Genomic DNA, 23275 nt, shown 5'->3' on the forward strand with positions numbered 1-23275 from the left:
TGGGGACGTGAGCAACTCCCTTCGGGATTTCATCACTTATTTTTGAGCCTACTGTCTCAAAAATCCCCTGTTTCAGTAGCACAAGCTACTGAAACTTTCACCACGGCGGGAAATATCTTCCTTGCAAGCCTCCGGCTTGCGTCTTATCTTTCTTTCATAGTTTAGTGTCGTTTCGGACAAGGTTTTTAAGTTCTCTAGCCTAGTTATATACTACTACCATGGCTGGACGCAGGATGCGGTCATGGAGTTTGTAGCCTTTTTGGAAGACTTGTGCGATGGTGTCTGCTGGATGTTCATCATCTGCAGGCAAGGTTTGGATGGCCATGTGGTAGTTATGGTCAAAGGCTCCGTCCGCTGGAATTTCTTCAATTCCTTCTTCTTTCAGAGCATGTACCAAACTTTCTTGGACCATTTCCAAGCCCTTCTTCACATCATCTGTCAATCCTTCGACGGCAAGGGCGCGTTCGAGGTTGTCCAGTGATGGTAAGATCGCTTTTGCCAAATCTTGGCTACGGTATTTTTGTAATTGTTGACGTTCTTCATTGGCACGGCGCTGAATGTTTTGCATTTCTGCATGAGCACGAAGGTACTTGTTTTCAAATTCCTCGGCACGCGCTTGTGCTTCTTCTAACTCAGAAGGTTGGTTGCTTTCCTCTACAACTTCTTCAGTTGTTTGGGCAACTTCCTCTTCTTTCACGTCTTCTTTTTTGATATCTTCTGTCAAGGCATACACCCCTTTCATTTGGTCTTAATTTACTTCATAATGGTTGCTGTTGAGGTAACGGTAGTAGTCCGTCAACTTCATGACTAGGACTCGGCCGATGACATTGACCAGGCTAATCACACGCCTGTAATCCATCTCTACGGGACCGATCACATGCATGAGGGCCATCCCACGATAAGGAACCAAGAACTTGTGGCTAATCACCGTCACATTCTTCAAGGCCTTCTCTTGAGATTCTGCAACCAGGATCTGGGTCATTTGGTCTTCTGGCATTCCCCCTCGCAACTCGAGAGCTACATGTTGGGGATTGTCCAAGAACTGATAGGTCTGAAGATCGGCGTAGGTTAAGGATGAAACCTTTCCTTCTACAAAGACCAGTTCTTGAAACAGTTGCGAGAAGACGTAATCAAAGAGATCCAGCACATTGTCTGTCGTCTTGAAATAGCGCTGTACAATCTGTGGAATCTCCGTCCGCAAGCGGTAGTGGATATCCAAAACTGTATTTCCAATGAAGCGTTCTTGAACCAGCTGATGGAAGATTTCCAAGTCACTGGTTAAGAAATTCTTTGGAATGGCAAACTGGACGGTGACAGGCTTTGATTCATCCAAGGTCAGAACTGCTAAGGCATCGTGATTGGATAATGGAACAATCTCAAAACCAGTCAAGCGCTGACGTGTCGGTTCAACATCCTGAATCACTGCGGTGTAACCCGTCATCTGGGCTAGCAACTTGGCCGTAGCATCCAAGATATCATCTAACTTAAAGGCTTCGAAATCAAAGGCTTTCACCACTTGGTAGACATCTTGCTCATCAATCAGCTCTAGATCAAGCGAGTTCTGAACAAAATATTGAAAACCAGCTCGGCTAGGCATTCGGCCACTCGAAGTGTGGGCCTTTTCTAGTAAGCCTTGTTTTTCGAGGGCAGCCATGTCGTTTCGGATGGTCGCACTACTGGATTGAATGACATCTTGTAGTGCTTTTGAACCGACCGGTTCGTGGGTCTTGGTAAAGATATCGACGACAAGATTGAGAATCTCATTTTGACGTTCTGTAACCATGACCTCACCTCTCTTTCATTTTTTAGCACTCTAAACATTTAAGTGCTAAACCTTGATTCTATTATACACCCATCCAAAAGAAAGTCAAGAGAAAAAACCAAAAAATTAGCACTCTTTTCAAAGAGTGCTAAAAATCATTCTTAAGACCTAGAGAAGTGAATCTCCTCCTATTTACCAGCTTTTTTCAATAGCTGAATATATTCTTCCAATACTAGCTGATGCTTGGCCATATACTGAGCATTTTCTACGCCAACATAACGGAAATGCCAATTCTCAAAATTCACACCCGTGATGTTGCTCTTCCCATCTGGGTAGCGAAGGACAAAGCCATATTGCGGTGCGATGGCAGCCAACTGCATGCCCAACTCATCACTTTGACCAGCTTCGACACTCATATCAATCGCAAGCCCCGTCTGGTGTTCACTCGCACCAGGGACCTGTACCTGGGTCTGCACCTGCTTTTCAGCTTCTTCGTGCGAAAGACCACTAGCCTCTAGTTGCGCAACACGCTCATTATAGAGCTCTGTTTGCTCGGCCACACTTCGATAGCCTGATATCAAGGTTTCTTCTGGGGCAATTTTTCGAGCCGCTTCTAAAAATTGACGAGTTGGTTCTACAATCCGACTATCCACTTTGATAGCATCCACATCTGTCAATTGTGGGTTCAGCTCAGGCTTCACATTGTCACGATTAACCAAGATCAACTGCCAGTCTTTTGTCGAAACGGCTGGTAAATCTGATTTTTCTTTCTTTTTCTTAGAAGAAGAGGGAGTCGTTACAGCTGTTTTTTTAGCCTTCCAAAACTGAAGCCCTGAAAACAAGCTTGGCTTCGCTAAGTAAGCACCAATTCCCGATCCAAGGACCACAAGAAGAAAGAAACTCAATAGGTAAGGCCACCATTTCTTACGTTTTTTTCTTGCGCGTCTATACTTATTCGTCATGGCCACCCTCTAGAAGTTTTGCTCCAACCTTACGATAGGACAGATCCCCAATCTTTTCAATACTGAAAGCACCATCTTCATAAGCCAAAACCGTCACGCTTCCGTTGTCCAAGACCAATTCTTCGACCGCTTTTGGATCGATGAGATAAATCAAGGTCGTAATGGTCATGCCGTGGCTGACCACAATCGCATTCCCACCGCCAGCTGCTTCTACCTCTTTTGCGATGGCTTCAAAACCTTCTAAGATCCGGCCACTCAAGGTACCCCAGGATTCAGCCCAACCAGTGGTATCCACTTCGACGATTCCTTCAGCTAACTCCATTAGGCTTAACTGATGGAAATCATCGACCTTAAAGACACGGGGTAAGACCCCCATGAAGAGATCGCCATCATAAGCACCGTCAAAACTACCAAAACACCACTCGCGGATCCGTTTGTCATAACGATAAGGGATTTCCCCTGTCAGACCGAGTTCTTGAAGAATAATTCCCATGGTTTGAATGGTGCGTCCAGAATCACTCGAAACAGCCTCTTCAAAAGAAAGCCCAGCTTCCTTGAGACCAAGTCCTAATTCTCGAATTCCACGCTCTCCTGCTTCTGTCAGCGGAGTGTCTGACCAGCCCTGTGCCCGCCCAATGGTATTAAACATGGTTTTTCCATGACGAGCAATATATAATCTGGTTTTTGTCATTGTATTACCTCCGTATGTATCTCTTTCATTATATCATTTTTTGCAAAAAGAAAGTAGGAAAGCTCTTACAAGTTTTGAGAGAAAGAAAAGGCATGACCAAAAGATCAGCCTTTCAGGACGAACTAGGATTCTTGCAAGTTTTCACCGACCTCACGGTAACTGCTATCTCCAACCCCCTTAACCGTCAATTCTCCATCTTCATATTCTACAAGGGTAACACTACCGTTTGAAAGAGGTAGATTGAGATTTGGTTTTCCTTCGATCAAGCAGACCAAGGTCTGAATGGTCCAACTATGACTGACCACCAAGGCATTGCCTCCACCATTTTCTTCTACTTCTTTGGCAATGGCTTCAAAACCTTCTAGGATTCGGTTTTTCAAGACTTCCCATGGTTCAGCCCAATTTGCTGTGTCCACTTGGCAAATTCCATTGGCCAAGTCTTCCAAGGTCAAAGTCTTATAGTCTTCTACATCCAGCACGCGCGGCACGACACCGTGAAAGAGTTCCCCACCGTAGGCCCCATCAAAGCTACCAAAACACCACTCGCGGATCCGTTTGTCAAAGCGATAAGGAATCTGGTCTTTCAAGCCCAATTCATCAAGAATGATCCCCATTGTCTGAATGGCACGGCCTGAATCACTGGAATAAGCTCGAGTAAACTCCAAACCGGACTCACGCAAGCCGATTCCTAGAGCTTGAATCCCTCGTTCTCCTTCTGCTGTCAAGGGTGTATCGGACCAGCCTTGAGCACGGCCAATGGTATTAAACATGGTTCTCCCATGACGAATCACAAATAATCTTGTTTTAGCCATCTTGTCTCCTTTTGCAAGAAAAAAGTCTGGAGTTTCATCATCACAGACTTTTCTATTTTCTACTATTATACTAGATTTCTCTTAGTTTTTAAAGCTATGAACCGGAGCTGGAATTTGACCACCACGGGCAATGAAATCAGCTGACGAAGCTTTGTTGACCTTCATTACCGGAGCAGACCCAAGAAGTCCACCGAGCTCTAACATATCGCCTTCCTTACCATAAGGAATGATCCGAACGGCTGTTGTCTTTTGGTTGATCACCCCGATAGCTGCTTCGTCGGCAATCATGGCCGCAATGGTTGTATCTGGAGTATCTGCTGGGATGGCAATCATATCTAGACCGACGGAACAGATGGCTGTCATGGCTTCCAATTTTTCCAGGTTGATATGACCTGATTGGACCGCCGCAATCATCCCTTCATCTTCTGAGACAGGAATGAAGGCACCTGACAAACCACCGACTTGGTTACAAGCCATGATGCCACCTTTTTTCACTTGGTCATTGAGCAGAGCCAGCGCTGCTGTTGTCCCGTGGGTCCCTACCACTTCAAGCCCCATGGCTTCAAGGACACGGGCAACCGAGTCCCCAACAGCTGGTGTTGGTGCGAGAGACAAGTCTACAATTCCAAACTCTACTCCTAGGCGTTCACTAGCCATTTGACCGACTAATTGACCGACACGGGTAATCTTGAAAGCTGTCTTCTTGACTGTTTCCGCCAATACATCAAAGCTTGCTCCGGGAACTTTTTCGATGGCCCGTTGGACGACACCTGGTCCTGAAACCCCAACGTTGATGACGACATCTGCTTCACCGACACCGTGGAAGGCACCCGCCATAAAGGGATTATCTTCTACTGCATTGGCAAAGACTACGAGCTTACCAGGCCCCATTGGATCTGCTTGGGATGCCTCTTTAATGATACGACCCATATCTCGGACAGCGGTCATATTGATCCCTGTCTTGGTCGATCCGATATTGACTGAAGAGCAGACAAAATCTGTCTCCGCAAGGGCGCGAGGAATGGAATTAATGAGGATTTCATCCCCTTTTTGGTAGCCTTTTTGAACCAGAGCTGAGAAGCCACCGATAAAGTTGACCCCAACTTCCTTCGCCGCACGATCCAGTGCCTTAGCAAAGGGTACATAGTCTGTCGCATCTGTTGCGGCTCCGATAATAGAAATTGGAGTGACTGAAACCCGCTTATTCACAATCGGAATGCCAAGTTCTGCCGCAATCTCATCCCCCACAGCCACCAAATCTTTGGCCTTTGTCACAATCTTATTGTAGACTTTTTCAGCTGCCTTTTCGATATCTGGATCAATACAATCGAGAAGCGAAATCCCCATGGTGATAGTCCGAACATCGAAGTTCTGCTCCTCAATCATGGCAATGGTTTCTGTTACCTGTCTAATGTCCATAAATTCTCAACCCCTATCTTACAAATTGTGCATAGCATCAAAAATCGCTGCGCTTTGGATATTGATTTTCACATGCAGAGACTGACCGAATTCTTCCAACTCTGAACGAAGCTGTGTGAAATCTTTTTTCTCATCTGACGATACGACCGCCATCATGGTAAAGTATTCATCCAATACAGTTTGAGAGATATCATCGATATTGAGTCCTAATTCTGCTACTTTCGTTGCAACACCCGCTACGATTCCTTTTTGGTCTTTACCAACGACTGTAATAATTGCTTTCATTTCACTGCTCCATTCTATCTATTTGCTTCCATTGTAGCACAATCCCCTTAAAATCGCCCTTCTCAACTGGGAACGTTCGGATATTTTTATGTGTATAAAAAAATAAAGAGGCTGGGACAAAAGTCCTAGCCTCTTAATTGTTTTTGGATTGTCGAGCAAGACGCAGTGGTTGCGTGGGCTCTACTACGCTGATTTCATCAGCTTTTACAGCCCTACTCAACTGTGCGGAGGTGAGACGACGAAATCAAATTCTAACGAATTACCGATTTCTGTCCCACTCTCTCTATTTTGATGATTCGGTTTCATCCTTTAAGAGCTCTTTCTTCACGCGCACCGTACTCTCATACTCAGCTCCAGCTAAACGGTCAAAGGGAAAGCGACGATTAAGTAAGACGATGGCAAGAGTCAGAATCAGGTACAATAAAAGCATAAAGAAGAGCAATAAAATCATGGACAGGGTTAAGAGGGAATTGTCCGTCAAATCGCTATTCAAGAGCGAAATCAAATAGAACAACCCTTGAGGAATCAGATAGAAATAGCCCACTACTAGAATCCCCCGCCAGATGGTGCGAAGCCATTTTTGCTTGTCAAAATGCAAGCGGAATTTCAACAAAGCCATTCCCAAGGTTTTACCCCGCCACAAGGGAATCAAGGCAAAATAAACAGCCAAAACCGCTACATAAGGAATCGTCTCTAAACTCTCGATTACCACGTAAAGCAAGGAAAGCATCACAAAGTCGATCAAGAAGGCAAGCCCCATCCGGAAACCAGATACTCTCGTTCCTACTCGGAAAGAATGCTCGTCAATTTCATCTCGTGTTGGCAATAACCAAACCAGGAACCAACCGAGCAGATAACCCACTCCACCACCGGTAGTATTTTGAATAATATCATCAACATCTGCCAGGCGGTAAGGACCCGGATACATAAAGTAGAGACCTGATAACTGGGTCAGTTCCAAAAAGAGACTAAAGAGAGCTGCCAGAAGGATCGTTTTCTTAAAACCACACTTGAAATAATAGCGCAGATACATCCCAAAAGGAATCAACATCAGGACATTAAAGGCAGGCACATAAAAAGTTGGATGCTTAAGAGCTTGAATCCAAGTACCAGTCTGCGCTAGATCAAAGGGGCTCTCCTTGAAAAAATCCACCACAAAAGCAAAGGGATGGAGATTGACCATTTCCGAGTAGCTAGTATGAATCTTACTTGGATCCGGCAGAGGCAAGATCACCAAGAGATAGACCGTCATCAAGTAAAGCATAAAAGAATAGAAAATCAGCACCCGCAATTTATTGACCGAACCATATTTTCGATAATTCAAAATCATGTAGGGCAAGGTCAACAAAAATGCCAGAAAAGGAAAGAGCTGAACAGCTGTTTTGATTGTAGAGATATACCCCATTGTGTCTCCTTTTTACCGTTATAAAATCACCCTTTGCACAATGACAAAAGGTGATTTCTTCATTGATATAGAATATTATACGGCGCGGTAGAGGAAGAGTCAAGGAAGTACGATGAAAACCATACTGAGGAGCCGTCTTAATAGTTAGCTCCTTCCCTTCAAGCCTTTACTTCCGATAAAGACCAACAGATAACTCACAATCCCTGAAAGATGCAATAGTGTTGAGATCCATCCGGTGATTGCTGGTAAGAGCATGAGGCCAGATAGGAAAATTAAGAATAGATAAAGCCATTTTACGGTGCGCGAAAATTCTTTCCACACGTTTGGCAGGAGCATAACCCCTCCGGTCACAAAGGCATAGCCGACGGCAGAGATCCCTGTTGCCTGAATGTCCTGCCCGTGTGTTAAGAAGTGAAAAACGATGGAAGAGAGGACTGTCGCCGTCACAAAAACGATTAAGACTTGTATGGAGCCTCTTTTTCTTTCTAGCAGTCCACCGAAGGGAAGGATCATGAGTCCGTTTAAAATCAAATGGACCCATAAAAACCAGGCAGGGGCTCCTTTACTACCATGCATCAAGGTCCCACTGACATACTGCCAACCATACACCGGCTTCGAATGAAAAGCTAATAAGTCATACATAGCATCCCCATAAAAGGAAGTCAATAGACCGAGCAACAAACAGATTAGAGCTAAAGTGCTGATAATAGGGTAGGTTGTGAGGATTCTTTTCATATTTATCTTCTCTTTTTCAAAAAACAGCGTTACGATGTTTCCATTCACGATTATTATACCATTTATTTCATTGGAGACAGAAAAAGTTTTTTGCTTCTTTCGTTTCAAATCTTTGCTGGAAAAACGAAATATCGTGACTTATTAGTCGGTCATTATTCGTGACCGGAAAGCGATCCTGTTTTTTAGCCGTAGCAAAAATTTGACTTTCTATTTTAAAAAGAATATACTCATTCTAATCTGAGACAAATATTTTTTATTTTTTTAAATCAACAGTATTGCATTCAGAGAAAAAACTACTAACTTCATGGAGGTGACGCTATGTCATTAGAAGAAAAATTGAACCAAGCAAAAGGTTCTGTTAAAGAAGGCCTTGGTAAATTAACCGGCGATACAAAAACAGAAGCTGAAGGCACTGCTGAAAAAGTTGCTTCAAAAGCAAAAGAAGTTGCTGAAGATGCAAAAGAAGCTGTTGAAGGAGCTATCAAGGGCGTTAAAAATATCTTTCATAAAGACGACAAATAGTCTTTAACATCCTAGACCCACTCTATTTTCTACAGTCATGTTTGACCGTGGAAGATAGGGTGGTTTTTATTTGCTTCAAATTCAGTTATACAAAAAAAACACCCCGAAGGGTGCTCATTGTAAGTATAGTAATTCTTTCGAATTAACATTTTGCGTGCAGTGGTTGCTATCCATTCAAATATCGCTTCGCTTGTTTTCTTGGGGCAACTGTGCATAGCATATCTCTACGCGACTAAAGTCGCTAGAGCTATCCTAATTGCGCACCGCTAGTTCTCATACAAAAAACACCTTGCAAGATGCAAAGTGTTTTCGTTTGTATTCTGCTTTCCAGCAACGAATTAACGTTTAGAGGCAATTGACTTCGTCGAATTGCAGCCGTATTTGTAAGTGGCTAAAGCCACAACAACTACGTCAACTGCCACAATTTAGTATGAAAACATAAAAAGAACACCTCGAAAGGTGTTCTTTGTAAATATTGTAATTCTTTCGAATTAACGTTTACTAAATTGTGATGCTTTACGAGCTTTCTTAAGACCTGGTTTGGAAAGTATGAATTTCAGTTGGACTAAAAACAGCGTAATATCAAGACTTTTCTCCGCTTTTATAAAAGCGTTTTTCCAATCAAATTCAACTAATTTTATCTAAATGGTGTGGATTTTACCCCCAAAATTACAGAGAATGGAGCTGATAAACACTAAACGTTCACACCATTAGTTAAATGATTTTTTTCATCATTTTTCTTAGATGATAGAACTTCTAATTTATTTCTTATTCAAGCAAAAACAACCTGCTATAAGTAAGAAAGAGGAAGATACAAGAAAAACACGGCGTAAAAACCGATTCAGTTCATTGTCCTCAATCCTTGTCTGCTTCATTTTCTTTTACGAGATCGTTTTGTGAATCTTTTTCAGAGAGTTTTTGATCAATATACTTGTCAATGTTTTCATAAAATTCCTTGGTCGCTTCACTATCTAATGTTGGCGAGTTCTGAACTTGATTCACTTTCAATTGAACAGATTGAATACCGTAAGAGGCTTGTTTTTGGTGGAGTGTTTCTAATTCTTCTTCTGAAATCGGATCTCCAACAACCGTCAAGACCAATTCATTGTTACTTGACTTGTAGACTTGATTAATAACCGTATAATTGGCGAACTCTTTTCCTACAAACTGTTTGATCCCTTCTTTGCGCGCTTGTTCTATTGTCAGAGTAACTGCCGAATAGCTAGCTGGAAGAATCAACAATACAATCAAAGAAATCAAGCCAATTCTCATTTTAATGCTCAGCTCTTTAAATGAAGTTAAAGGAGATTTTCTCATCAAAATTCTTGTTCCAACAATGTTGGCTAGCATGATAAAGACACAGTTGATCAAGAAAAGATAGAGAGCCCAATAAAAATCGTACATTCCCATTAGCTAAACCATAGCCAGCAGTACAGATAGGCGGCATCAAAGCTGTAGCAATGGCTACTCCTGGCACGATATTGTTTGCTTCTTTTTTCCTTGAACCGATCACACCAGCAATCCCACCAGCAATAGCAATGAGAACATCCCAAATGGTTGGAGAGGTTCGTGCGATCAACTCGCTACTTGCATAAGACAAGGGAGAAATCCAGAAATACAGAGTCGAGACAAGCAAACTGACCAACACTTGAGTCAATAAAACCTCTAGAGATTGCTTGATTAAACGCGTATCAAAAATAGCTAAACCGAATCCCAGTCCAACAATCGGTGTCATGAGAGGTGAAATTAACATGGCTCCAATAATAACAGCTGTTGAATTCATATTTAGACCGATAGAGGCAATAAAAATTGCACACATCAAAATCGCTGTATCTCTCAATCGAACATGAAGGTCATCGTATAATTTCTCACGGTATTCCCGTGTTGAATAATTGGCAGTCATTTGTCCTCTCCTCTTTCCTTATTTAAATCGGTATAATAATTAATAATAACAGCTGATAAACAGCCAAAAAATATGAGCCCATAAATCGTCAAGAAGACACTGGTAATCCTTCCAATCAAGGTCACAGCTAGGAGATCCCCGTAGCCGACAGTCGTCGAAGTCACAAAAGCATACCAAAGACCGTCTCCGTAATTTGTGATAGCAGGTTCAACTAGGAAAAGCACGCCTCCTGACCCAAAAACAAAGGTCACAAAACTCAGAGCAAACCGAGTAAAACCCGTAACCTGTATAATATGCCATAACATTTTTAAACGTCTCATTTGTTCTCCTTATTCATACTAGCTCCTGACCGAGCCGTTTTTTCCAATAATCAAAGTGAAGATAGGACATGATCTCCATCAGAGAAAGATAGACAAACTGATAGATCTGATTTAAGCTGATTATCAACTGATATTGTTTGAAAAATGACTGGAAGAAAGACCAGATATGACTGTCTTGAATCAGTCCCTTCTTAACATCAGACAGGATATTAGCTAAAGCTCCCAAGGACTGAAACGGTAAATCCTTGACATTTATATAGATCCGGTCCACCACATCATTCAGACTGGTATCTTGGATGGCATGAAATTCTCCAAAGAGAACTCCTGCCGCTCCAAGAGTAGAAACAAATTCCACCAAATAATTTCTGAGGAAATTTTCTCAACCTTTTCCCATAATGTGTTTAGTGCCATCCATAACGATCCCAACCAGAAAAAGGAAAGAAAACAAGCAAAGAAATTTTGCCGTAAATCCCAAAAAGCTTCAAGACTTGGTGTTGTTGGTTTTTCTAACTCTAAAATCAAGATGGTCATAATAATTGCTAGAACAGCATCTGTCAATACAATTAATCTGTCTTTCTTCATCGGATTGCATCCCCTTTCTTTTTTGTAACATTCTATCTTATCGCATAATATTGGATATTCTTTCATAATCCGACTACAAACAAAAATAAACCAAAAAGTCTGTCCCTATTATGCTATATTTAACTCTAGAAGTATTCATCCATCTAATTAATAAATATATCATATTTCACAATAAATGAATACTATCAAAGATTCATCCCCTTTCACTTCATCATTTAGTGTTGCTTAGATTTATCAAAAACAACCAAATTTGTATTAATTTCAAGTATCACCTAGTTACAAAAATTTGGGGTGAACAGAAAAAGCATCCCGTATTTTTGATACGAAATGCTTTCAATAAGTTTAAATAAGTTTTAACGTTTACTAAATTGTGATGCTTTACGAGCTTTCTTAAGACCTGGTTTGGAAAGTATTGATTTCAGTTGGACTAAAAACAGCGTAATATCAAGGATTTTCTGAACGAAATCTACTTATTCATTTCATAAAATTTGAATCAATATTGTTTTAATAGGGGAATAGTTTAGGTCTGTAAGCATTAAAATAATACACCTAACTTTGGTCACCGTTTTTTAGTTATTCACTCTTTTTTCGGATAGTGTTTTTAAAGTTATGATGTAAAATGCCGCAATTAAAACACTATACATCATAATCGGAGGATAGAGAATTAAGGACAGAATCAATCCCACTCCTTTAATTATTAGGTCAGGTATCAATAACTTCCTATATTGTGCGGTAGCTTCAAGTAATTCTTTCTGATCTATATTGGGTTTATCAATTACTTTATGTAAAAACCAGTTTGCTACCGTTGAAACAATAACGATCAGTCCATAAAAGAGCTGTGCCCTATGCTACTAACTATTCCAGTAGCATAGGGCATAAATGAAACAAAAAATAAAAGATACAAATTCTTTCAAATTCCTCCCTTTTCAACTTGGCTAACTTGACCTGCATTACCTAGGTCGCTTTGCTTTAAATTATACTTTTTTCTTAAACATTTGATACGAGTAGGTATTTCTTATGAGTAATTTTCATCAAAAAATTTCATATATAATCTCCCTATAATCATGGAAAAGTAGTAAAAATAGTTGTTATCCTAGTTGATTAAAAAAATCTCTGATTTCCTCATCTTTTATAAAATAATATATAATTTTCCCCTCTCTTCTAGTGTCCAAGATGTTTTGATTGGCTAGTTTACGAAGATGGTGGGAGGCAGATGCCATACTGAGATTTAATAAACAGGCTATATCGCAGACACAGAGTTCTTCGACGGCAAGGAGATAAAAGATGATATTTATCTGTTTATTATCGGTAAATTTTGATAAAATGCGAAGTGATTTTTGGACTTTTTCCTTTTCAAGGTAGTTCGTTGCGGTTGTAACATTTTGTTGATTTATAACATCCACTTGACAGATACTATCTTTTTTCATAATTTTTTCTCCTAGCCTAACACAGCCCATAGCATGTCAAAGCTGTTGTTTTCAATCAGGATATACATCCCCAATCCTAAATAGACAACGGCAATAAACCATCTGCTATATTTTTCCAAAGTTTCTCCAACAGAAGGGACTTGTGCTAATTTTTGGGCAGAAAAAACCAAGAGATAAATCATGACTAGAAAAGTAAGTAAAGTCACTATCAAATTCGCTAAATTTAAGGTGGTAAAATATGGGACAAAGACACCAATATTGTCAGCGCCACAACTTGCAAAAGTAATCATAGCGACTAGAAAAATCAGGTTTTTATTGTCTTTTCGCAAACCATCTTTTGCAATAGCTTCTCCATCAGAATCTCCTAAAAGCAAAACTTTGAGGCCTAGGAAAATTGGAATCAAACCGAGTAAACCTAAAATCTCTTTACTAGGAATATAATTTAAGACAAATGCAAAAAGCAAACTTAGGAATATTAGACTAACAGAGCCTAGAAATTGTCCTAAATAGATGTTAATGATGTCCTTTCTGCTTTTTCTTTTGGCAAAAAATAACATTAGGATAATAAGTAAGTCTACGGCTGTCCCAGAATACAGGATTATTGAAGTAACAATATTTTGAATCATAAAACACCTCATTCAAATATATTTTTGAATGTATTCTAACATTAACCTTTGTAGATGTCAACTTAAAATCCACCAATTAATAATTGCATGTCAATATTTGTATTGTGAAACTAGTTTCAGAAATATATAGTCTTAAAGTATGTCCACTGCCAATGGTTTTTTCAATATTTAAAAGGAGAGAACCAATTTGGTCCTCTCCAGGGTATAATTTTCCACCAACCCACTACAGTTGACAAAGAACCGTTATTCTCAAATGAGACAACTCCTTTTAGTTTTTATAACCTCAGCTTCTCGGTCTCTTACCTACTTTTAATAGAAAGACTACGAAGGACGATTCTTAAAGTAGTCAGATTGTGCAATATCGAAAGATTAGATGGGCTTAACCAATTTAACAACCCAAATCCAATTAAACTTCCATTTATTACAACTGTTTCTTGAATATTTCTTTGAATTAATTTCTGCAACGATTCAGATAAAGAATTCAATTCCTCGAAGAAATCTAAACGATTATCTAATAATAAAATATCACTCATCTGCTTAGAAATATCAGCACTTTCATTCATCACAACCCCAATATCTGCAAGCGTCAAGGCAGCAGAGTCGTTTAACCCGTCTCCAACCATCAAAATAGTTCGGCCAGCTTTCTGTAATTCCTGAACCAACTGAAACTTACCATCTGGTTTTAAATCAGTATAAACGTTGTCAAATGGCAGATCTTTAACCAACTCTTCTGTTCTAGCCAACGTATCACCAGTTGCCAGAATCAGTTTTTTCCCTTGGCGCTTTAGCTTTTTCAATGCAACTTTCGCCTCGCTTCTCAAGGGAGTGTGGATACAAAACATCCCAATTAATTCTTTCTTATAAGCCAAAAACAATAAATTGTAATGAGTCTTATATTGCTCAATCAAGGCCAGCTGCTCAGAACTAATTCTTACCTGTTCGTCTTGCATTAGTACATAATTTCCAATGACAACCGATTGACCATCAATTTGCGATTTAATCCCTTTGCTTGCAACATACTGAAGCTTGCCATGCATTTCTTCGTGTTCAATGCCTTCAATTTCAGCTTGTTTAACAATTGCATTGGCAATAGGATGATAGATATGTTCCTCCAAACATGCACTTATTCTTAAAATATCTTTCTCAGTATAATCTCCGAAAGGAAGAACCTTTTCAACCAAAGGATAACTCGTCGTGATGGTACCCGTTTTATCAAACAAGAAAGTATCCACTTCCAGATATTTTTCTAATACATCACCATCTTTAATAACCATTTCTCGATTTAGACCTTCCTTTATGGCCGTAAGGTAGGCTACAGGTGTGGATATTTTTAGAGCACATGAAAAATCCACCAATAAAAAGGAAATGGCTTTTGAAAACGAACCTGTTAACAGATAAGTCAAACCAGCACCTAAGAAGTTATATTTTACAACCTTGTCTGCCATCCTAATAAAATGACGTTGTTTTGTCTTCTTACTCTCTTCAGATTTTTTCATCAGATTGATGAGTTGCAAAATACGACTGTTTATCTGATTATCAGTCACACGAATTCTTAACTCTCCTGTTTCCAAAACAGTATTCGCACATACAGAATCTCCCTCTTTCTTTTCAACAGGGAAGCTCTCTCCAGTCAAGGAACTCTCATTGACCATGCCTAATCCTGAAACCACTTGGCCGTCAAACAAGATTTCATTACCTTGGGAGACAACTAATACATCACCTACTTGAACATCAGAACTCTTGATGCTGATGACCATGTCTCCCCGCACTAAGAAAACATCACTTTCTTTAGCAAGAAGGCTTTGTTCCAAATCTGTTGCTGTTTTTTTTAAAGACCACTGATCCAGATGATTACCCAAATCAAGCATAAACATGATGTTGCTAGCTGTCTTGGATTGGTTCATAAACAAGGACAACAAAATGGCCGAACAGTCCAAGACCTCCATGGTTAGTTCCTTGCGCGCTAAAGTTTGATAGGCTTCTTTGACATAACCCAAAGCCTGATAACAAGTCCAAATATAACGAATAGGGTAGGGTACAAAACTTCGAAACAGCAAACGCTTAATCGCTGCACCCGATACAATTGAATAAGCACTCTCTTCTCTACGAATGGGAAGAGTCATCAAGTCCGAAACTTTCCCCTTGTCAATTTTTTTTAAAAAGGCCTCTGCATTTTCTAATACAGAGAAGCCTTCTTTCATACGTAGAGTAAAGTGCTGCTGATCCATATAAAACTGAATAGAGTCGATCCCTTTTTCATCTTTAGCCAAGGAACGAAGATAATCTTGAATATCCAAGGTCAGTGAAAACGAGGACGATAATCGGATATGTTGATATCCTCTGTGTAGCACTTTAAAAGACATATTATTCACCTGTCAGGCTATCTAATTGTTCTTCTTTCTTTTCCTGTTCGTATAAATATTTAGCGTCTTGTAAAACATCATCACCGTGTTGTTTTACAACAGAAACAGATGCATCCAGTCCATCTTTCAATTTGTAAGCTTTAGCCAAGGCCTTAGAATAGCCTTTCTTAGCTTCTTTACTTGCTAAGACTTTCAAGCCAAGCGTCCCAAATGCTACCCCTCCTAAGAAGAGAGATGATTTTTTCGCAACTTTTGCGACGTTTAATACTTCTTTTAACATGTTTATTTCCTCCTTGTAACTATTGTAGCGAAAAATGACAGCAAAAGCAATTGCTGATATCTGATATATAGATAAAATTCTCTATACTGATATTTAATTATATTATGATGAAAACAATATACTTTATTTTTTGATACTGTAAATAATTATGTGTAAACACTTAAGTAGAGTTACGGAGTGTTAATTAAATAAGCTTTCAAGTGTATCAGAACATTGACCAAACCCTTTATGGATTCGTTGACTTTGCTTGAAATTATAATCTTCAAACAACGTAACTAAGTAACGTTCCAGAGCCTCCTCATTAGGAAAAAGAACCTTCTTTTTCGTTTGATGTTTGATTTCTTTGTTAAGAGACTCAATGAGGTTTGTCGAATACATGCTGTGCCAAATCTGGTAGGGAAACTGATAAAAAGTTAAAAGATTATCCGTCTTCTCCAGACTTTCCATGACTTTCCTATACTTTGGTTTCCATTCGGCGAGAAAGTCCTCTAAAGCTTGTCCTGCCATTTCTAAATTTTCAGCACGATAAATCATTATAAATTGCCCCAGAATAACCGCTCTATCTGCTCGTTTCACTTTACTAGCTAGATTTCGACTAATATGAATTAAGCAACATTGTTGTTTAGCTAATGGGTGAGCCTGACTGATAATCTGCTCAAGCCCCTTAAAGCCATCTGTAACTACAAGAGAAATCTGTTGGATTCCTTGGTTTTGAAGCTTGTCTAACAGGGTGGACCAAGAAGCATTGTTTTCTTGAGGCAACTGTGCATAGCATATCTCTATGCGACTAAAGTCGCTAGAGCTATCCTAATTGCGCACCGCCAGTTCTCATAGAAAAAAACACCTTGCAAGATGCAAAGTGTTTTCGTTTGTATTCTGCTGTCCAGCAACGAATTAACGTTTAGAGAACTGGCTAGCTTTACGAGCCTTTTTCAAGCCTGTTTTCTAGTATTTTTATATCTATTGGCAGATTATCCGACTTATCCCCATCAACATCTGACTCTAACTCAACCTCTGAAGAAATCCTAATATTGCGTACTTTGATATATTCGATATTATTGTTACCTACTAGATCCCCTTTTTAATAAATCTGGGATAGCCGATAATTTAGAAATGATGGATGAATCCTTTAAAATCAAGATATTTCCATATTCATCTGTATTTTCATCAAATAGTTTTTTGTCTGCATAGTAATTGGATAGAAGAACTAAGACCTGAGTAGCTTCACCTTCATAATTGCCATTTTTGCTTTCAAAAGGTAATAATTGCTTGTTCATAGCTTGGCGAATCAGTTGCACCAGCCAAATTAATTGTCTTGACCGACGAATAAAGCGACTTCTTTCAAGGATTCGACCATAAGGAAACAGTTGGCAGATTCTATAAAAGTGTCGATGTGATTCGGCACGCTCATCAGACTCGCTACACAGAGCTGGTACATAATATCTGCTATAATTTTCTGGAAGATTTGGTCAAGCGGTCTTTTAGCCGTGTGACAGGCATACAGGAAAAACACTATTTATTTACTTTTTGCACGGGAGGCTTTAAGATGTTGCTGGACGCCTTTCTTGATAATCACTCAGAGTCGCCAGAGTGTCTGGGCTGGGATATGGCAAAGATATACCGCTGCCTGAAACTGTTCTTTGACGCTGATAAACGCGACATATCAATTAAAATGTCGCACTAAAATGATTGAAAAGTGATTGAAACTGTATTATAATGAACGTATATATTTAGAAAAGAGGTACTAACTATGGAAAACCTAGTAGTTTCAGTCTTTAACACTGAAAGCGAAGCTTATCAGTCCTTTGCGGATTTGAAGGCTTTCCGCCAAACTCAGACGACCAAGGTTGCTCAAATCGCCTTGGTCAAAAATGAAAACGGTCACATCGTTGAAAAAGAACGCTATGACTTTGAAGATTCAACGACGGATGCAACCCTAGAAGGTGGCTTGCTCGGTGCAGTTATCGGGCTTTTGGGTGGTCCTATCGGCGTCTTGTTTGGTTATGGTATTGGCAGCCTCTATGGTTTGGCTGCTGGTGATACCGTTGATACGGCAGAAGCTGGCTTGATTGACGTTGTGTCTCAAAAATTGATCGACGGCGAAACAGCCGTTGTCGCCTTGGTGCAAGAAAACAACGAAGCAGTCATCGATGCTTACTTCACCAAGTACGACACCCAAATCGTGCGTTGGGATGTAGCAACCGTCGTAGCCGAAATCGAAGCAGCTCTGCAAGTCCAAGAAGACCTCTACAACCAGGCACGTGCACAAATGAAGGATGAACGTAAAGCCGAACGCAAGGCTAAACTTGAAGAATTCAAGGCAAATGTCAAAGCAAAATTTGACAAATTGAAAGCCTAACGTCTAAGCGTCTCATAAATTTAAATGTGACTGAGACGCCATTTAAAATTTATGTGCGTCGGATTCTCACAGTTAAATAATTGCGTTGACAAAGCCGTTACAGCCGTTCTTCCATTCTTTGAAAAGAATGTTTAATAGACAAGAAATCTGGACTAGTATTGGTCTGGATTTTTTTGTGAATATAGAGGTCATAGCTTTTTGACTATGCTTCGTTATAATTAGAAAAATTTTAAGTTTTATCAAGATGAAATCAGTCAGACGAAGACATCCCGAATTAGCACCAGCATCACCACACAAACTAAGACATACTGGTGCTACTCTTGCTAAACAAGCAGGTGTTTCTCTTGAAGCCTTCTCAGAAGCTCTTACTCATAGTGATAAAGAGATTACAAAAACTTACGTTAATATCAAAGATAAAGTCAATCAGACTGTAGGTGATATTGCTTTTCGTAGTTTAAAAAATTGATGGGGTGAATATGGGGTGAATTTTGGGGTGAACTTTGATTTTTTGAAACAAAAAAGACATCCAAGAAATAATTCTTGAATGTCTGTAAACGTTGATATAATCGTATTGATTAACGTTTTGAGAATTGTGATGCTTTACGAGCTTTCTTAAGACCTGGTTTCTTACGTTCAACTTTACGTGAGTCACGTGTAAGAAGTCCTGCGCGTTTCAATGAATCGCGGAAGTCTGGGTCTACTTGAAGAAGGGCACGAGCAATACCATGACGGATAGCTCCTGCTTGACCTGCGTATCCACCACCTACAACGTTAACGAAAACGTCGTATGAACCTGCAGTTGAAGTAACTGCGAATGGTTGGTTGATTACAAGACGAAGGTCAGCGTGTGGGATGTACTCTTCAACATCTTTTTTGTTAACAGTGATTTTACCAGTTCCTGGAACAAGGCGAACGCGTGCAACAGCGTTTTTACGACGTCCAGTACCTGCATATTGTGCTTGTGACATACTTTATTGTTCCTTTCCTTAGATAAGTCCTGAAATATCAAGAACTTCTGGTTGTTGGGCAGCGTGAGTGTGCTCAGCTCCAACGAATACTTTCAATTTCATACCTTGAGCGCGGCCAAGAGTATTGTGTGGAAGCATACCTTTAACTGATTTCTCGATCAAACGTACTGCATTTTTAGAACGAAGTTCACCAGCAGAGATTGATTTCAATCCACCTGGGTGGTTTGAGTGAGTGTAGTAGATCTTATCAGTTGCTTTTTTACCAGTCAATTTAACTTTTTCAGCATTGATAACGATTACGAAGTCACCTGTATCAGTGTGAGGTGTGAATGTTGGTTTGTTTTTTCCGCGAAGCACGCTTGCAACAACTGCTGAAAGGCGTCCAAGAGGTACATCAGTTGCGTCAACAACGTACCATTTGCGTTCTACTTGGCCTGGTTTAGCCATGAATGTAGTTTTGTTCATGATTTCTCCTATATGAATGTCGTTTTTGTTTACAGGGCGGATGTTCCGGTCCGCAGGGTATTTGAAAGGTTCCGGGGCCTTACAAATGGGGTAAACAATACCGCCTACTATTGTATCAAAATTCTAAGATAAAAGTCAACCGATTTGGAAAATTATTTGCGATTTTCTTTTCCTATGACAAATCCGATCAAGGAATTTGGGCCGACGTGGGCGGAGATGACTGGTCCAAGGGGCGTTACAAGGACTTCGTCGATGCCATCAAGTGCAAGCATTTCTGCCTTCAACGCTTCGGCTCCTTCTAGATCGTTTGTATAAGAGACCAAGGCTGTGCTTTCACCGATATCGGTTTTGATCAACTCCAGTAATTCTCGGACGGCTTTTTTGCGTCCACGAACTTTCGTAATGGGCACTAATTTCCCTTCTGCATCAATCCAGAGAATGGGCTTGATGCTGGCTAGACTTCCCATGATCGCAGCGCTCTTTGAGAGGCGACCACCACGCATGAGGTGGTAGAGATCATCGACGAGGAAATAGGTCCGCAGTTTTGGAGCTAGAGCCATGATCTCTTCTTTGGCTTCTGCTAATGAGCGACCCGCATCGCGCGCTGCTACTGCCCGCATGACCAGGTAGCCCTCTCCAATCCCAGCAGCCTTCGGATCGACAATCTCGATCACGGCTTCCGGGTAGTCTTCTAAAACCAGGTCTCGTGCCATGACTGCACTCTGATAGGTCCCAGATAAGACCGATGAAAAGGCTACATAAAGTACAGCTTTTCCATCTTTTGCAAAGTGCTTAAAGGTCTCCTGAAATTGGCCCACATTGACCTGACTGGTTGTCGGTTTGGCTCCATTTTTCATGGCTTCTAAAAGCTCAGGGCTGGTCAATTGACCTTCTCCTACTGTCTGGTAAACCGTCCCATCTAACTCAATGGTCAAACCCAGAATGGTTACCTGGTGTTCCTTGGCCCAGTTTTGGTCCAAATCTGCGGTCGAATCGGTTAAAATAGCAAATGTCATTACTTGTCTCCCATCATTTCTTGTAATTGTCGCAATACTTCGTGATCGAGTGGTCGCATGGGTGGTTTTTGATCGTTGACCACTCGCTGCGCCTGGTTGAGGTTTCCTTTGACGACTGCGACCCGTTTTTCTAACTCTCTGGCAGATACCCGAAGAGCTCCTTGAGCAAATACGGTCCATTGCTCATTTAAGTCACTGGTCGCTACCGAAACTTGGTGGAGGGGCGTATTAAGCTCTGCCGCCAAACGCTCGATATAGTCATCTGCCGTTTCATCCTCGCCGGTAAATACCACCTGAACATTGAACTCCTCATAGGTCTGCCGCACTCCTGGCATATACTGGGCATCAAAGACACAGATGACTTCGATCCCTTCAAAGCTAGCATAGTGGCTCAGTTTTTGCAGGAGGATGTTGCGGGCTGCATCGAGCTCACTTTTTTGAAAGAGCTGGCGGGTCTCCTGCCAAAAGGCAATCATATTATAGCCGTCAACCAATAAGATTTTTCGTTTCATATCATTGCCTTTCTAGGATTATAGTCGATTGCGAAAGACCTCATACATAAGGATGGCTGCTGCCACACTGGCATTGAGGCTTTGCACATGACCATTCATGGGAATGGTAATCATCTCATCGACTTGCTTTTTGATGTTGGCTGAGATTCCTTTTCCTTCATTGCCAATGATCAAGGCTAACTTGCCTGCCGTATTCCACTGGTGCGATGGCGTGCCGTTCATGTCGGTTCCAAAGACCCAGAAACCCTCTTCCTTTAGCTTGTCTAAGGTTTGGCTAAGATTGGTCACACGCGCAATGGGAATGTGTTCCACTGCTCCGGTAGAAGTTTTAGAAACCACTGGGGTTACCCCGACTGCCCGGTGCTTAGGAATGATGACTCCTGATACATTGGTCGCATCAGCTGTCCGTAGGATAGATCCAAGATTGTGCGGATCTGTTAAACCATCGAGAATCAACAAAAGCGGGTTCTCTTCTTGGGCTGTCTGTTTCAGAATCGCTGCCAAGTCTGTGTAAGCAAAGGCTGCCACACGAAGAACGAAGCCTTGGTGAACAGCTCCTTCTGTCATTTCCTGCAGGGTTTTCTTTGGCGTCCAAGAAATCGACACCTTCTTTTCAGCTGCTAAGGTCTTGATCTTATCGACATTTTTTCCTCGGAGGTCTTCTTGAATATATAATTTATTGCCTGTATTGGCTTGTAAAGCCTCGGTGACTGCATGGACACCGTATACGATATCGTTATTTTCCATAGAACTAGTATACCACAAGAAAGGAGGATGAGGCCAATTCATGATATAATGAAATGAAATCTATCTCAGCGAAACCAGCAAAATAGAAAGGAAGCCATGCCTCTTTTTCAACGAACCATCAAGCTCACCTTGGCCACCTGTTTAGCAGCTGCCCTTGCTTATGCTCTGGGCTTGACCTATGCCATCTCAGCTGGCGTCATTGCCATCTTGAGTATCTCTGATACGCGTCGCAGTACGATCAAGCAAGCCTATCAGCGTTTTATGTCGACTTTGCTGGCCCTTGTGATCGGAAGTCTCGCTTTTTCCTTTTTTGGCTTCAACCTTTGGGCACTGGGAGTCTTTATCGCTCTCTATGTTCCATGCGCCTTTCTAATGGGCTGGCAGATCGGCATCACCCCTAGTACGGTCCTCGTCACCCATCTCTTGATTGAGCAGTCTACTTCCTGGGGGCTCTTGCTCAATGAACTTGCCCTCTTTTTAATAGGAACCAGCTTTGCCTTACTAGCCAATCTCTATATGCCCTCTCACCAGGCAGCGATCGATCACTATCATGATGTTGTCGAAGACCAACTAAAGAAGATTCTTGCCCGTTTTGCGGAATTACTTGGTAAAGGGGATGGTCGCAACGATGCCCGCTTGATCAAGGAATTGGATAGTATCCTAAAGGACGCTTTAAATCTGGTCTATCTGGATCATTCCAACCACCTTTTTCACCAAACCAACTACCACATTCACTACTTCGAAATGCGCAAGCGCCAAAACGATATCCTGCGGGATATGGCAGAAAACGTCAACCGCTGTCAGTTAGCAGCGAGTGAAAGTATGATCTTGGCTCAACTTTTTAAGAAGACTGCGCAACAGTTAAGTCAGGAAAATCCTGCCCAAAATCTTCTAGATGATATTACTCAGTATTTGGCGATCTTCCGCGAACGGCCCTTGCCCAAGACCCGGGAAGAATTTGAAACACGCGCCACCTTGCTCCAATTGTTAAGAGATTTAGAAACCTTCATTCAGGTCAAGGTTGATTTTTACCAACAATTTCATCAGGAGACAGAATAGACAGAGAAGCCCTTGCGAAATGCAAAGGCTTCTTTATTGCGGGAAATGTTGAAAA

At 41.0% G+C, this 23275-nt stretch carries 25 protein-coding genes and 5 pseudogenes; 4 read left to right on the forward strand and 26 right to left on the reverse strand.

Going from position 1 to position 23275, the window contains the following annotated elements:
• Positions 1 to 199 precede the first annotated feature (199 nt).
• The 9 genes from grpE to O3629_RS02525 form a co-directional block, all read right to left on the reverse strand.
• The gene (gene grpE, locus O3629_RS02485; protein WP_301355021.1) at positions 200 to 724 is read right to left on the reverse strand and encodes a nucleotide exchange factor GrpE; all 525 of its coding nucleotides are present in this window, start codon (positions 722 to 724) and stop codon (positions 200 to 202) included.
• A gap of 24 nt (positions 725 to 748) precedes the next feature.
• Positions 749 to 1783 carry a heat-inducible transcriptional repressor HrcA gene (hrcA, locus tag O3629_RS02490; RefSeq protein ID WP_003004578.1) on the reverse strand — a complete coding sequence of 345 codons (1035 nt, stop codon included), beginning with the start codon at positions 1781 to 1783 and terminating at the stop codon, positions 749 to 751.
• 167 nt (positions 1784 to 1950) lie between these two features.
• Positions 1951 to 2724 (reverse strand): M15 family metallopeptidase, encoded by a 774-nt coding sequence (locus O3629_RS02495; RefSeq protein WP_037607303.1) that lies wholly within the window; start codon positions 2722 to 2724, stop codon positions 1951 to 1953.
• Complete coding sequence (locus tag O3629_RS02500) at positions 2714 to 3415, reverse strand: histidine phosphatase family protein (RefSeq protein WP_371608664.1); 702 nt, start codon at positions 3413 to 3415, stop codon at positions 2714 to 2716. Before O3629_RS02500 ends, O3629_RS02495 begins: the two co-directional genes overlap by 11 nt.
• Before the next feature lie 122 nt (positions 3416 to 3537).
• Complete coding sequence (locus O3629_RS02505) at positions 3538 to 4227, reverse strand: histidine phosphatase family protein (RefSeq protein ID WP_371608665.1); 690 nt, start codon at positions 4225 to 4227, stop codon at positions 3538 to 3540.
• Between the two features lie 81 nt (positions 4228 to 4308).
• On the reverse strand, positions 4309 to 5646 hold the full coding sequence (locus tag O3629_RS02510; RefSeq protein ID WP_070449773.1) for a PFL family protein: 1338 nt from the start codon (positions 5644 to 5646) through the stop codon (positions 4309 to 4311).
• A gap of 18 nt (positions 5647 to 5664) precedes the next feature.
• Positions 5665 to 5931 (reverse strand): ACT domain-containing protein, encoded by a 267-nt coding sequence (locus O3629_RS02515; RefSeq protein ID WP_003004214.1) that lies wholly within the window; start codon positions 5929 to 5931, stop codon positions 5665 to 5667.
• Positions 5932 to 6214: 283 nt separating this feature from the next.
• Positions 6215 to 7336: a VanZ family protein gene (locus O3629_RS02520; RefSeq protein WP_347089482.1), complete on the reverse strand. Its 1122-nt coding sequence runs from the start codon at positions 7334 to 7336 to the stop codon at positions 6215 to 6217.
• 144 nt (positions 7337 to 7480) lie between these two features.
• Positions 7481 to 8071, reverse strand: a complete 591-nt coding sequence (locus tag O3629_RS02525; RefSeq protein WP_101770813.1) for a rhomboid family intramembrane serine protease — start codon at positions 8069 to 8071, stop codon at positions 7481 to 7483.
• Between the two features lie 318 nt (positions 8072 to 8389).
• On the opposite strand from O3629_RS02525, the gene O3629_RS02530 reads away from it, so the two are divergent.
• Positions 8390 to 8593 (forward strand): CsbD family protein, encoded by a 204-nt coding sequence (locus O3629_RS02530; RefSeq protein ID WP_049471982.1) that lies wholly within the window; start codon positions 8390 to 8392, stop codon positions 8591 to 8593.
• A gap of 855 nt (positions 8594 to 9448) precedes the next feature.
• Here O3629_RS02530 and O3629_RS02535 read toward each other — a convergent pair.
• The 12 genes and pseudogenes from O3629_RS02535 to O3629_RS02590 form a co-directional block, all read right to left on the reverse strand.
• A pseudogene (locus tag O3629_RS02535) lies at positions 9449 to 10496 on the reverse strand (DUF389 domain-containing protein).
• The gene (locus O3629_RS02540; protein WP_001253404.1) at positions 10493 to 10816 is read right to left on the reverse strand and encodes a potassium channel family protein; all 324 of its coding nucleotides are present in this window, start codon (positions 10814 to 10816) and stop codon (positions 10493 to 10495) included. The pseudogene O3629_RS02535 and the gene O3629_RS02540 overlap by 4 nt, the downstream one beginning before the upstream one ends.
• A gap of 13 nt (positions 10817 to 10829) precedes the next feature.
• Complete coding sequence (locus tag O3629_RS02545; RefSeq protein ID WP_000397556.1) at positions 10830 to 11171, reverse strand: hypothetical protein; 342 nt, start codon at positions 11169 to 11171, stop codon at positions 10830 to 10832.
• A complete protein-coding gene (locus tag O3629_RS02550) occupies positions 11096 to 11398 on the reverse strand; it encodes a TMEM175 family protein (RefSeq protein WP_004240734.1) in 303 nt (100 codons plus the stop codon). Before O3629_RS02550 ends, O3629_RS02545 begins: the two co-directional genes overlap by 76 nt.
• 569 nt (positions 11399 to 11967) lie before the next feature.
• Positions 11968 to 12305: pseudogene (locus O3629_RS02555) on the reverse strand (hypothetical protein); the annotation flags it as partial.
• A 181-nt stretch (positions 12306 to 12486) separates the two neighbouring features.
• Positions 12487 to 12825 (reverse strand): Cd(II)/Zn(II)-sensing metalloregulatory transcriptional regulator CadX, encoded by a 339-nt coding sequence (gene cadX, locus O3629_RS02560; RefSeq protein WP_000711078.1) that lies wholly within the window; start codon positions 12823 to 12825, stop codon positions 12487 to 12489.
• 11 nt (positions 12826 to 12836) lie between these two features.
• Entirely contained in the window at positions 12837 to 13451 is a 615-nt protein-coding gene (locus O3629_RS02565) for a CadD family cadmium resistance transporter (protein WP_002911684.1), read from the reverse strand.
• Positions 13452 to 13750: 299 nt separating this feature from the next.
• The gene (locus tag O3629_RS02570; protein WP_002893754.1) at positions 13751 to 15814 is read right to left on the reverse strand and encodes a heavy metal translocating P-type ATPase; all 2064 of its coding nucleotides are present in this window, start codon (positions 15812 to 15814) and stop codon (positions 13751 to 13753) included.
• A 1-nt stretch (position 15815) separates the two neighbouring features.
• A complete protein-coding gene (locus O3629_RS02575; RefSeq protein ID WP_002893755.1) occupies positions 15816 to 16094 on the reverse strand; it encodes a DUF6110 family protein in 279 nt (92 codons plus the stop codon).
• Positions 16095 to 16274: 180 nt separating this feature from the next.
• A pseudogene (locus O3629_RS02580) lies at positions 16275 to 16865 on the reverse strand (transposase); the annotation flags it as partial.
• 148 nt (positions 16866 to 17013) lie between these two features.
• Positions 17014 to 17347, reverse strand: a pseudogene (locus O3629_RS02585) (diacylglycerol kinase family lipid kinase); the annotation flags it as partial.
• Positions 17348 to 17350: 3 nt separating this feature from the next.
• Positions 17351 to 17494: pseudogene (locus O3629_RS02590) on the reverse strand (IS982 family transposase); the annotation flags it as partial.
• A 350-nt stretch (positions 17495 to 17844) separates the two neighbouring features.
• Between O3629_RS02590 and O3629_RS02595 the strand changes: the two are divergent.
• Together O3629_RS02595 and O3629_RS02600 are read left to right on the forward strand one after the other, a co-directional pair.
• Positions 17845 to 18453 carry a DUF1269 domain-containing protein gene (locus O3629_RS02595; RefSeq protein ID WP_371608666.1) on the forward strand — a complete coding sequence of 203 codons (609 nt, stop codon included), beginning with the start codon at positions 17845 to 17847 and terminating at the stop codon, positions 18451 to 18453.
• Between the two features lie 244 nt (positions 18454 to 18697).
• Positions 18698 to 18919 (forward strand): tyrosine-type recombinase/integrase, encoded by a 222-nt coding sequence (locus tag O3629_RS02600; RefSeq protein ID WP_002893762.1) that lies wholly within the window; start codon positions 18698 to 18700, stop codon positions 18917 to 18919.
• Between the two features lie 109 nt (positions 18920 to 19028).
• Here O3629_RS02600 and rpsI read toward each other — a convergent pair whose 3' ends face one another.
• From rpsI to rlmB, 5 genes are all read right to left on the reverse strand, one after another.
• Complete coding sequence (gene rpsI, locus O3629_RS02605) at positions 19029 to 19421, reverse strand: 30S ribosomal protein S9 (protein ID WP_002893764.1); 393 nt, start codon at positions 19419 to 19421, stop codon at positions 19029 to 19031.
• A gap of 18 nt (positions 19422 to 19439) precedes the next feature.
• Entirely contained in the window at positions 19440 to 19886 is a 447-nt protein-coding gene (gene rplM / locus O3629_RS02610) for a 50S ribosomal protein L13 (protein WP_002876943.1), read from the reverse strand.
• Positions 19887 to 20038: 152 nt separating this feature from the next.
• A complete protein-coding gene (locus tag O3629_RS02615) occupies positions 20039 to 20902 on the reverse strand; it encodes a DegV family protein (RefSeq protein WP_125334920.1) in 864 nt (287 codons plus the stop codon).
• Positions 20902 to 21414, reverse strand: coding sequence for an NYN domain-containing protein (locus O3629_RS02620; protein ID WP_003004212.1), 513 nt, complete (start codon positions 21412 to 21414; stop codon positions 20902 to 20904). The genes O3629_RS02615 and O3629_RS02620 overlap by 1 nt, the downstream gene beginning before the upstream one ends.
• 18 nt (positions 21415 to 21432) lie before the next feature.
• Positions 21433 to 22161 carry a 23S rRNA (guanosine(2251)-2'-O)-methyltransferase RlmB gene (gene rlmB, locus O3629_RS02625; RefSeq protein ID WP_031576142.1) on the reverse strand — a complete coding sequence of 243 codons (729 nt, stop codon included), beginning with the start codon at positions 22159 to 22161 and terminating at the stop codon, positions 21433 to 21435.
• Between the two features lie 96 nt (positions 22162 to 22257).
• Between rlmB and O3629_RS02630 the strand changes: the two genes are divergently transcribed.
• Positions 22258 to 23220 carry an aromatic acid exporter family protein gene (locus O3629_RS02630; RefSeq protein ID WP_125334922.1) on the forward strand — a complete coding sequence of 321 codons (963 nt, stop codon included), beginning with the start codon at positions 22258 to 22260 and terminating at the stop codon, positions 23218 to 23220.
• The last annotated feature ends 55 nt before the right edge of the window (positions 23221 to 23275 follow it).

It is taken from the genome of Streptococcus sp. 27098_8_12, assembly GCF_041432115.1.
GTDB lineage: Bacteria > Bacillota > Bacilli > Lactobacillales > Streptococcaceae > Streptococcus > Streptococcus parasanguinis_V.

What these genes read in the sequence shown, in the direction of transcription:
- hrcA (WP_003004578.1), bottom strand. Translation starts at nt 1,783, where the DNA reads ATGGTTACAGAACGTCAAAATGAGATTCTCAATCTTGTCGTCGATATC.
- O3629_RS02495 (WP_037607303.1), bottom strand. Translation starts at nt 2,724, where the DNA reads ATGACGAATAAGTATAGACGCGCAAGAAAAAAACGTAAGAAATGGTGG.
- O3629_RS02500 (WP_371608664.1), bottom strand. Translation starts at nt 3,415, where the DNA reads ATGACAAAAACCAGATTATATATTGCTCGTCATGGAAAAACCATGTTT.
- O3629_RS02505 (WP_371608665.1), bottom strand. Translation starts at nt 4,227, where the DNA reads ATGGCTAAAACAAGATTATTTGTGATTCGTCATGGGAGAACCATGTTT.
- O3629_RS02510 (WP_070449773.1), bottom strand. Translation starts at nt 5,646, where the DNA reads ATGGACATTAGACAGGTAACAGAAACCATTGCCATGATTGAGGAGCAG.
- O3629_RS02515 (WP_003004214.1), bottom strand. Translation starts at nt 5,931, where the DNA reads ATGAAAGCAATTATTACAGTCGTTGGTAAAGACCAAAAAGGAATCGTA.
- O3629_RS02520 (WP_347089482.1), bottom strand. Translation starts at nt 7,336, where the DNA reads ATGGGGTATATCTCTACAATCAAAACAGCTGTTCAGCTCTTTCCTTTT.
- O3629_RS02525 (WP_101770813.1), bottom strand. Translation starts at nt 8,071, where the DNA reads ATGAAAAGAATCCTCACAACCTACCCTATTATCAGCACTTTAGCTCTA.
- O3629_RS02530 (WP_049471982.1), top strand. Translation starts at nt 8,390, where the DNA reads ATGTCATTAGAAGAAAAATTGAACCAAGCAAAAGGTTCTGTTAAAGAA.
- O3629_RS02540 (WP_001253404.1), bottom strand. Translation starts at nt 10,816, where the DNA reads ATGAGACGTTTAAAAATGTTATGGCATATTATACAGGTTACGGGTTTT.
- O3629_RS02550 (WP_004240734.1), bottom strand. Translation starts at nt 11,398, where the DNA reads ATGAAGAAAGACAGATTAATTGTATTGACAGATGCTGTTCTAGCAATT.
- cadX (WP_000711078.1), bottom strand. Translation starts at nt 12,825, where the DNA reads ATGAAAAAAGATAGTATCTGTCAAGTGGATGTTATAAATCAACAAAAT.
- O3629_RS02565 (WP_002911684.1), bottom strand. Translation starts at nt 13,451, where the DNA reads ATGATTCAAAATATTGTTACTTCAATAATCCTGTATTCTGGGACAGCC.
- O3629_RS02570 (WP_002893754.1), bottom strand. Translation starts at nt 15,814, where the DNA reads ATGTCTTTTAAAGTGCTACACAGAGGATATCAACATATCCGATTATCG.
- O3629_RS02575 (WP_002893755.1), bottom strand. Translation starts at nt 16,094, where the DNA reads ATGTTAAAAGAAGTATTAAACGTCGCAAAAGTTGCGAAAAAATCATCT.
- O3629_RS02595 (WP_371608666.1), top strand. Translation starts at nt 17,845, where the DNA reads ATGGAAAACCTAGTAGTTTCAGTCTTTAACACTGAAAGCGAAGCTTAT.
- O3629_RS02600 (WP_002893762.1), top strand. Translation starts at nt 18,698, where the DNA reads ATGAAATCAGTCAGACGAAGACATCCCGAATTAGCACCAGCATCACCA.
- rpsI (WP_002893764.1), bottom strand. Translation starts at nt 19,421, where the DNA reads ATGTCACAAGCACAATATGCAGGTACTGGACGTCGTAAAAACGCTGTT.
- rplM (WP_002876943.1), bottom strand. Translation starts at nt 19,886, where the DNA reads ATGAACAAAACTACATTCATGGCTAAACCAGGCCAAGTAGAACGCAAA.
- O3629_RS02615 (WP_125334920.1), bottom strand. Translation starts at nt 20,902, where the DNA reads ATGACATTTGCTATTTTAACCGATTCGACCGCAGATTTGGACCAAAAC.
- O3629_RS02620 (WP_003004212.1), bottom strand. Translation starts at nt 21,414, where the DNA reads ATGAAACGAAAAATCTTATTGGTTGACGGCTATAATATGATTGCCTTT.
- rlmB (WP_031576142.1), bottom strand. Translation starts at nt 22,161, where the DNA reads ATGGAAAATAACGATATCGTATACGGTGTCCATGCAGTCACCGAGGCT.
- O3629_RS02630 (WP_125334922.1), top strand. Translation starts at nt 22,258, where the DNA reads ATGCCTCTTTTTCAACGAACCATCAAGCTCACCTTGGCCACCTGTTTA.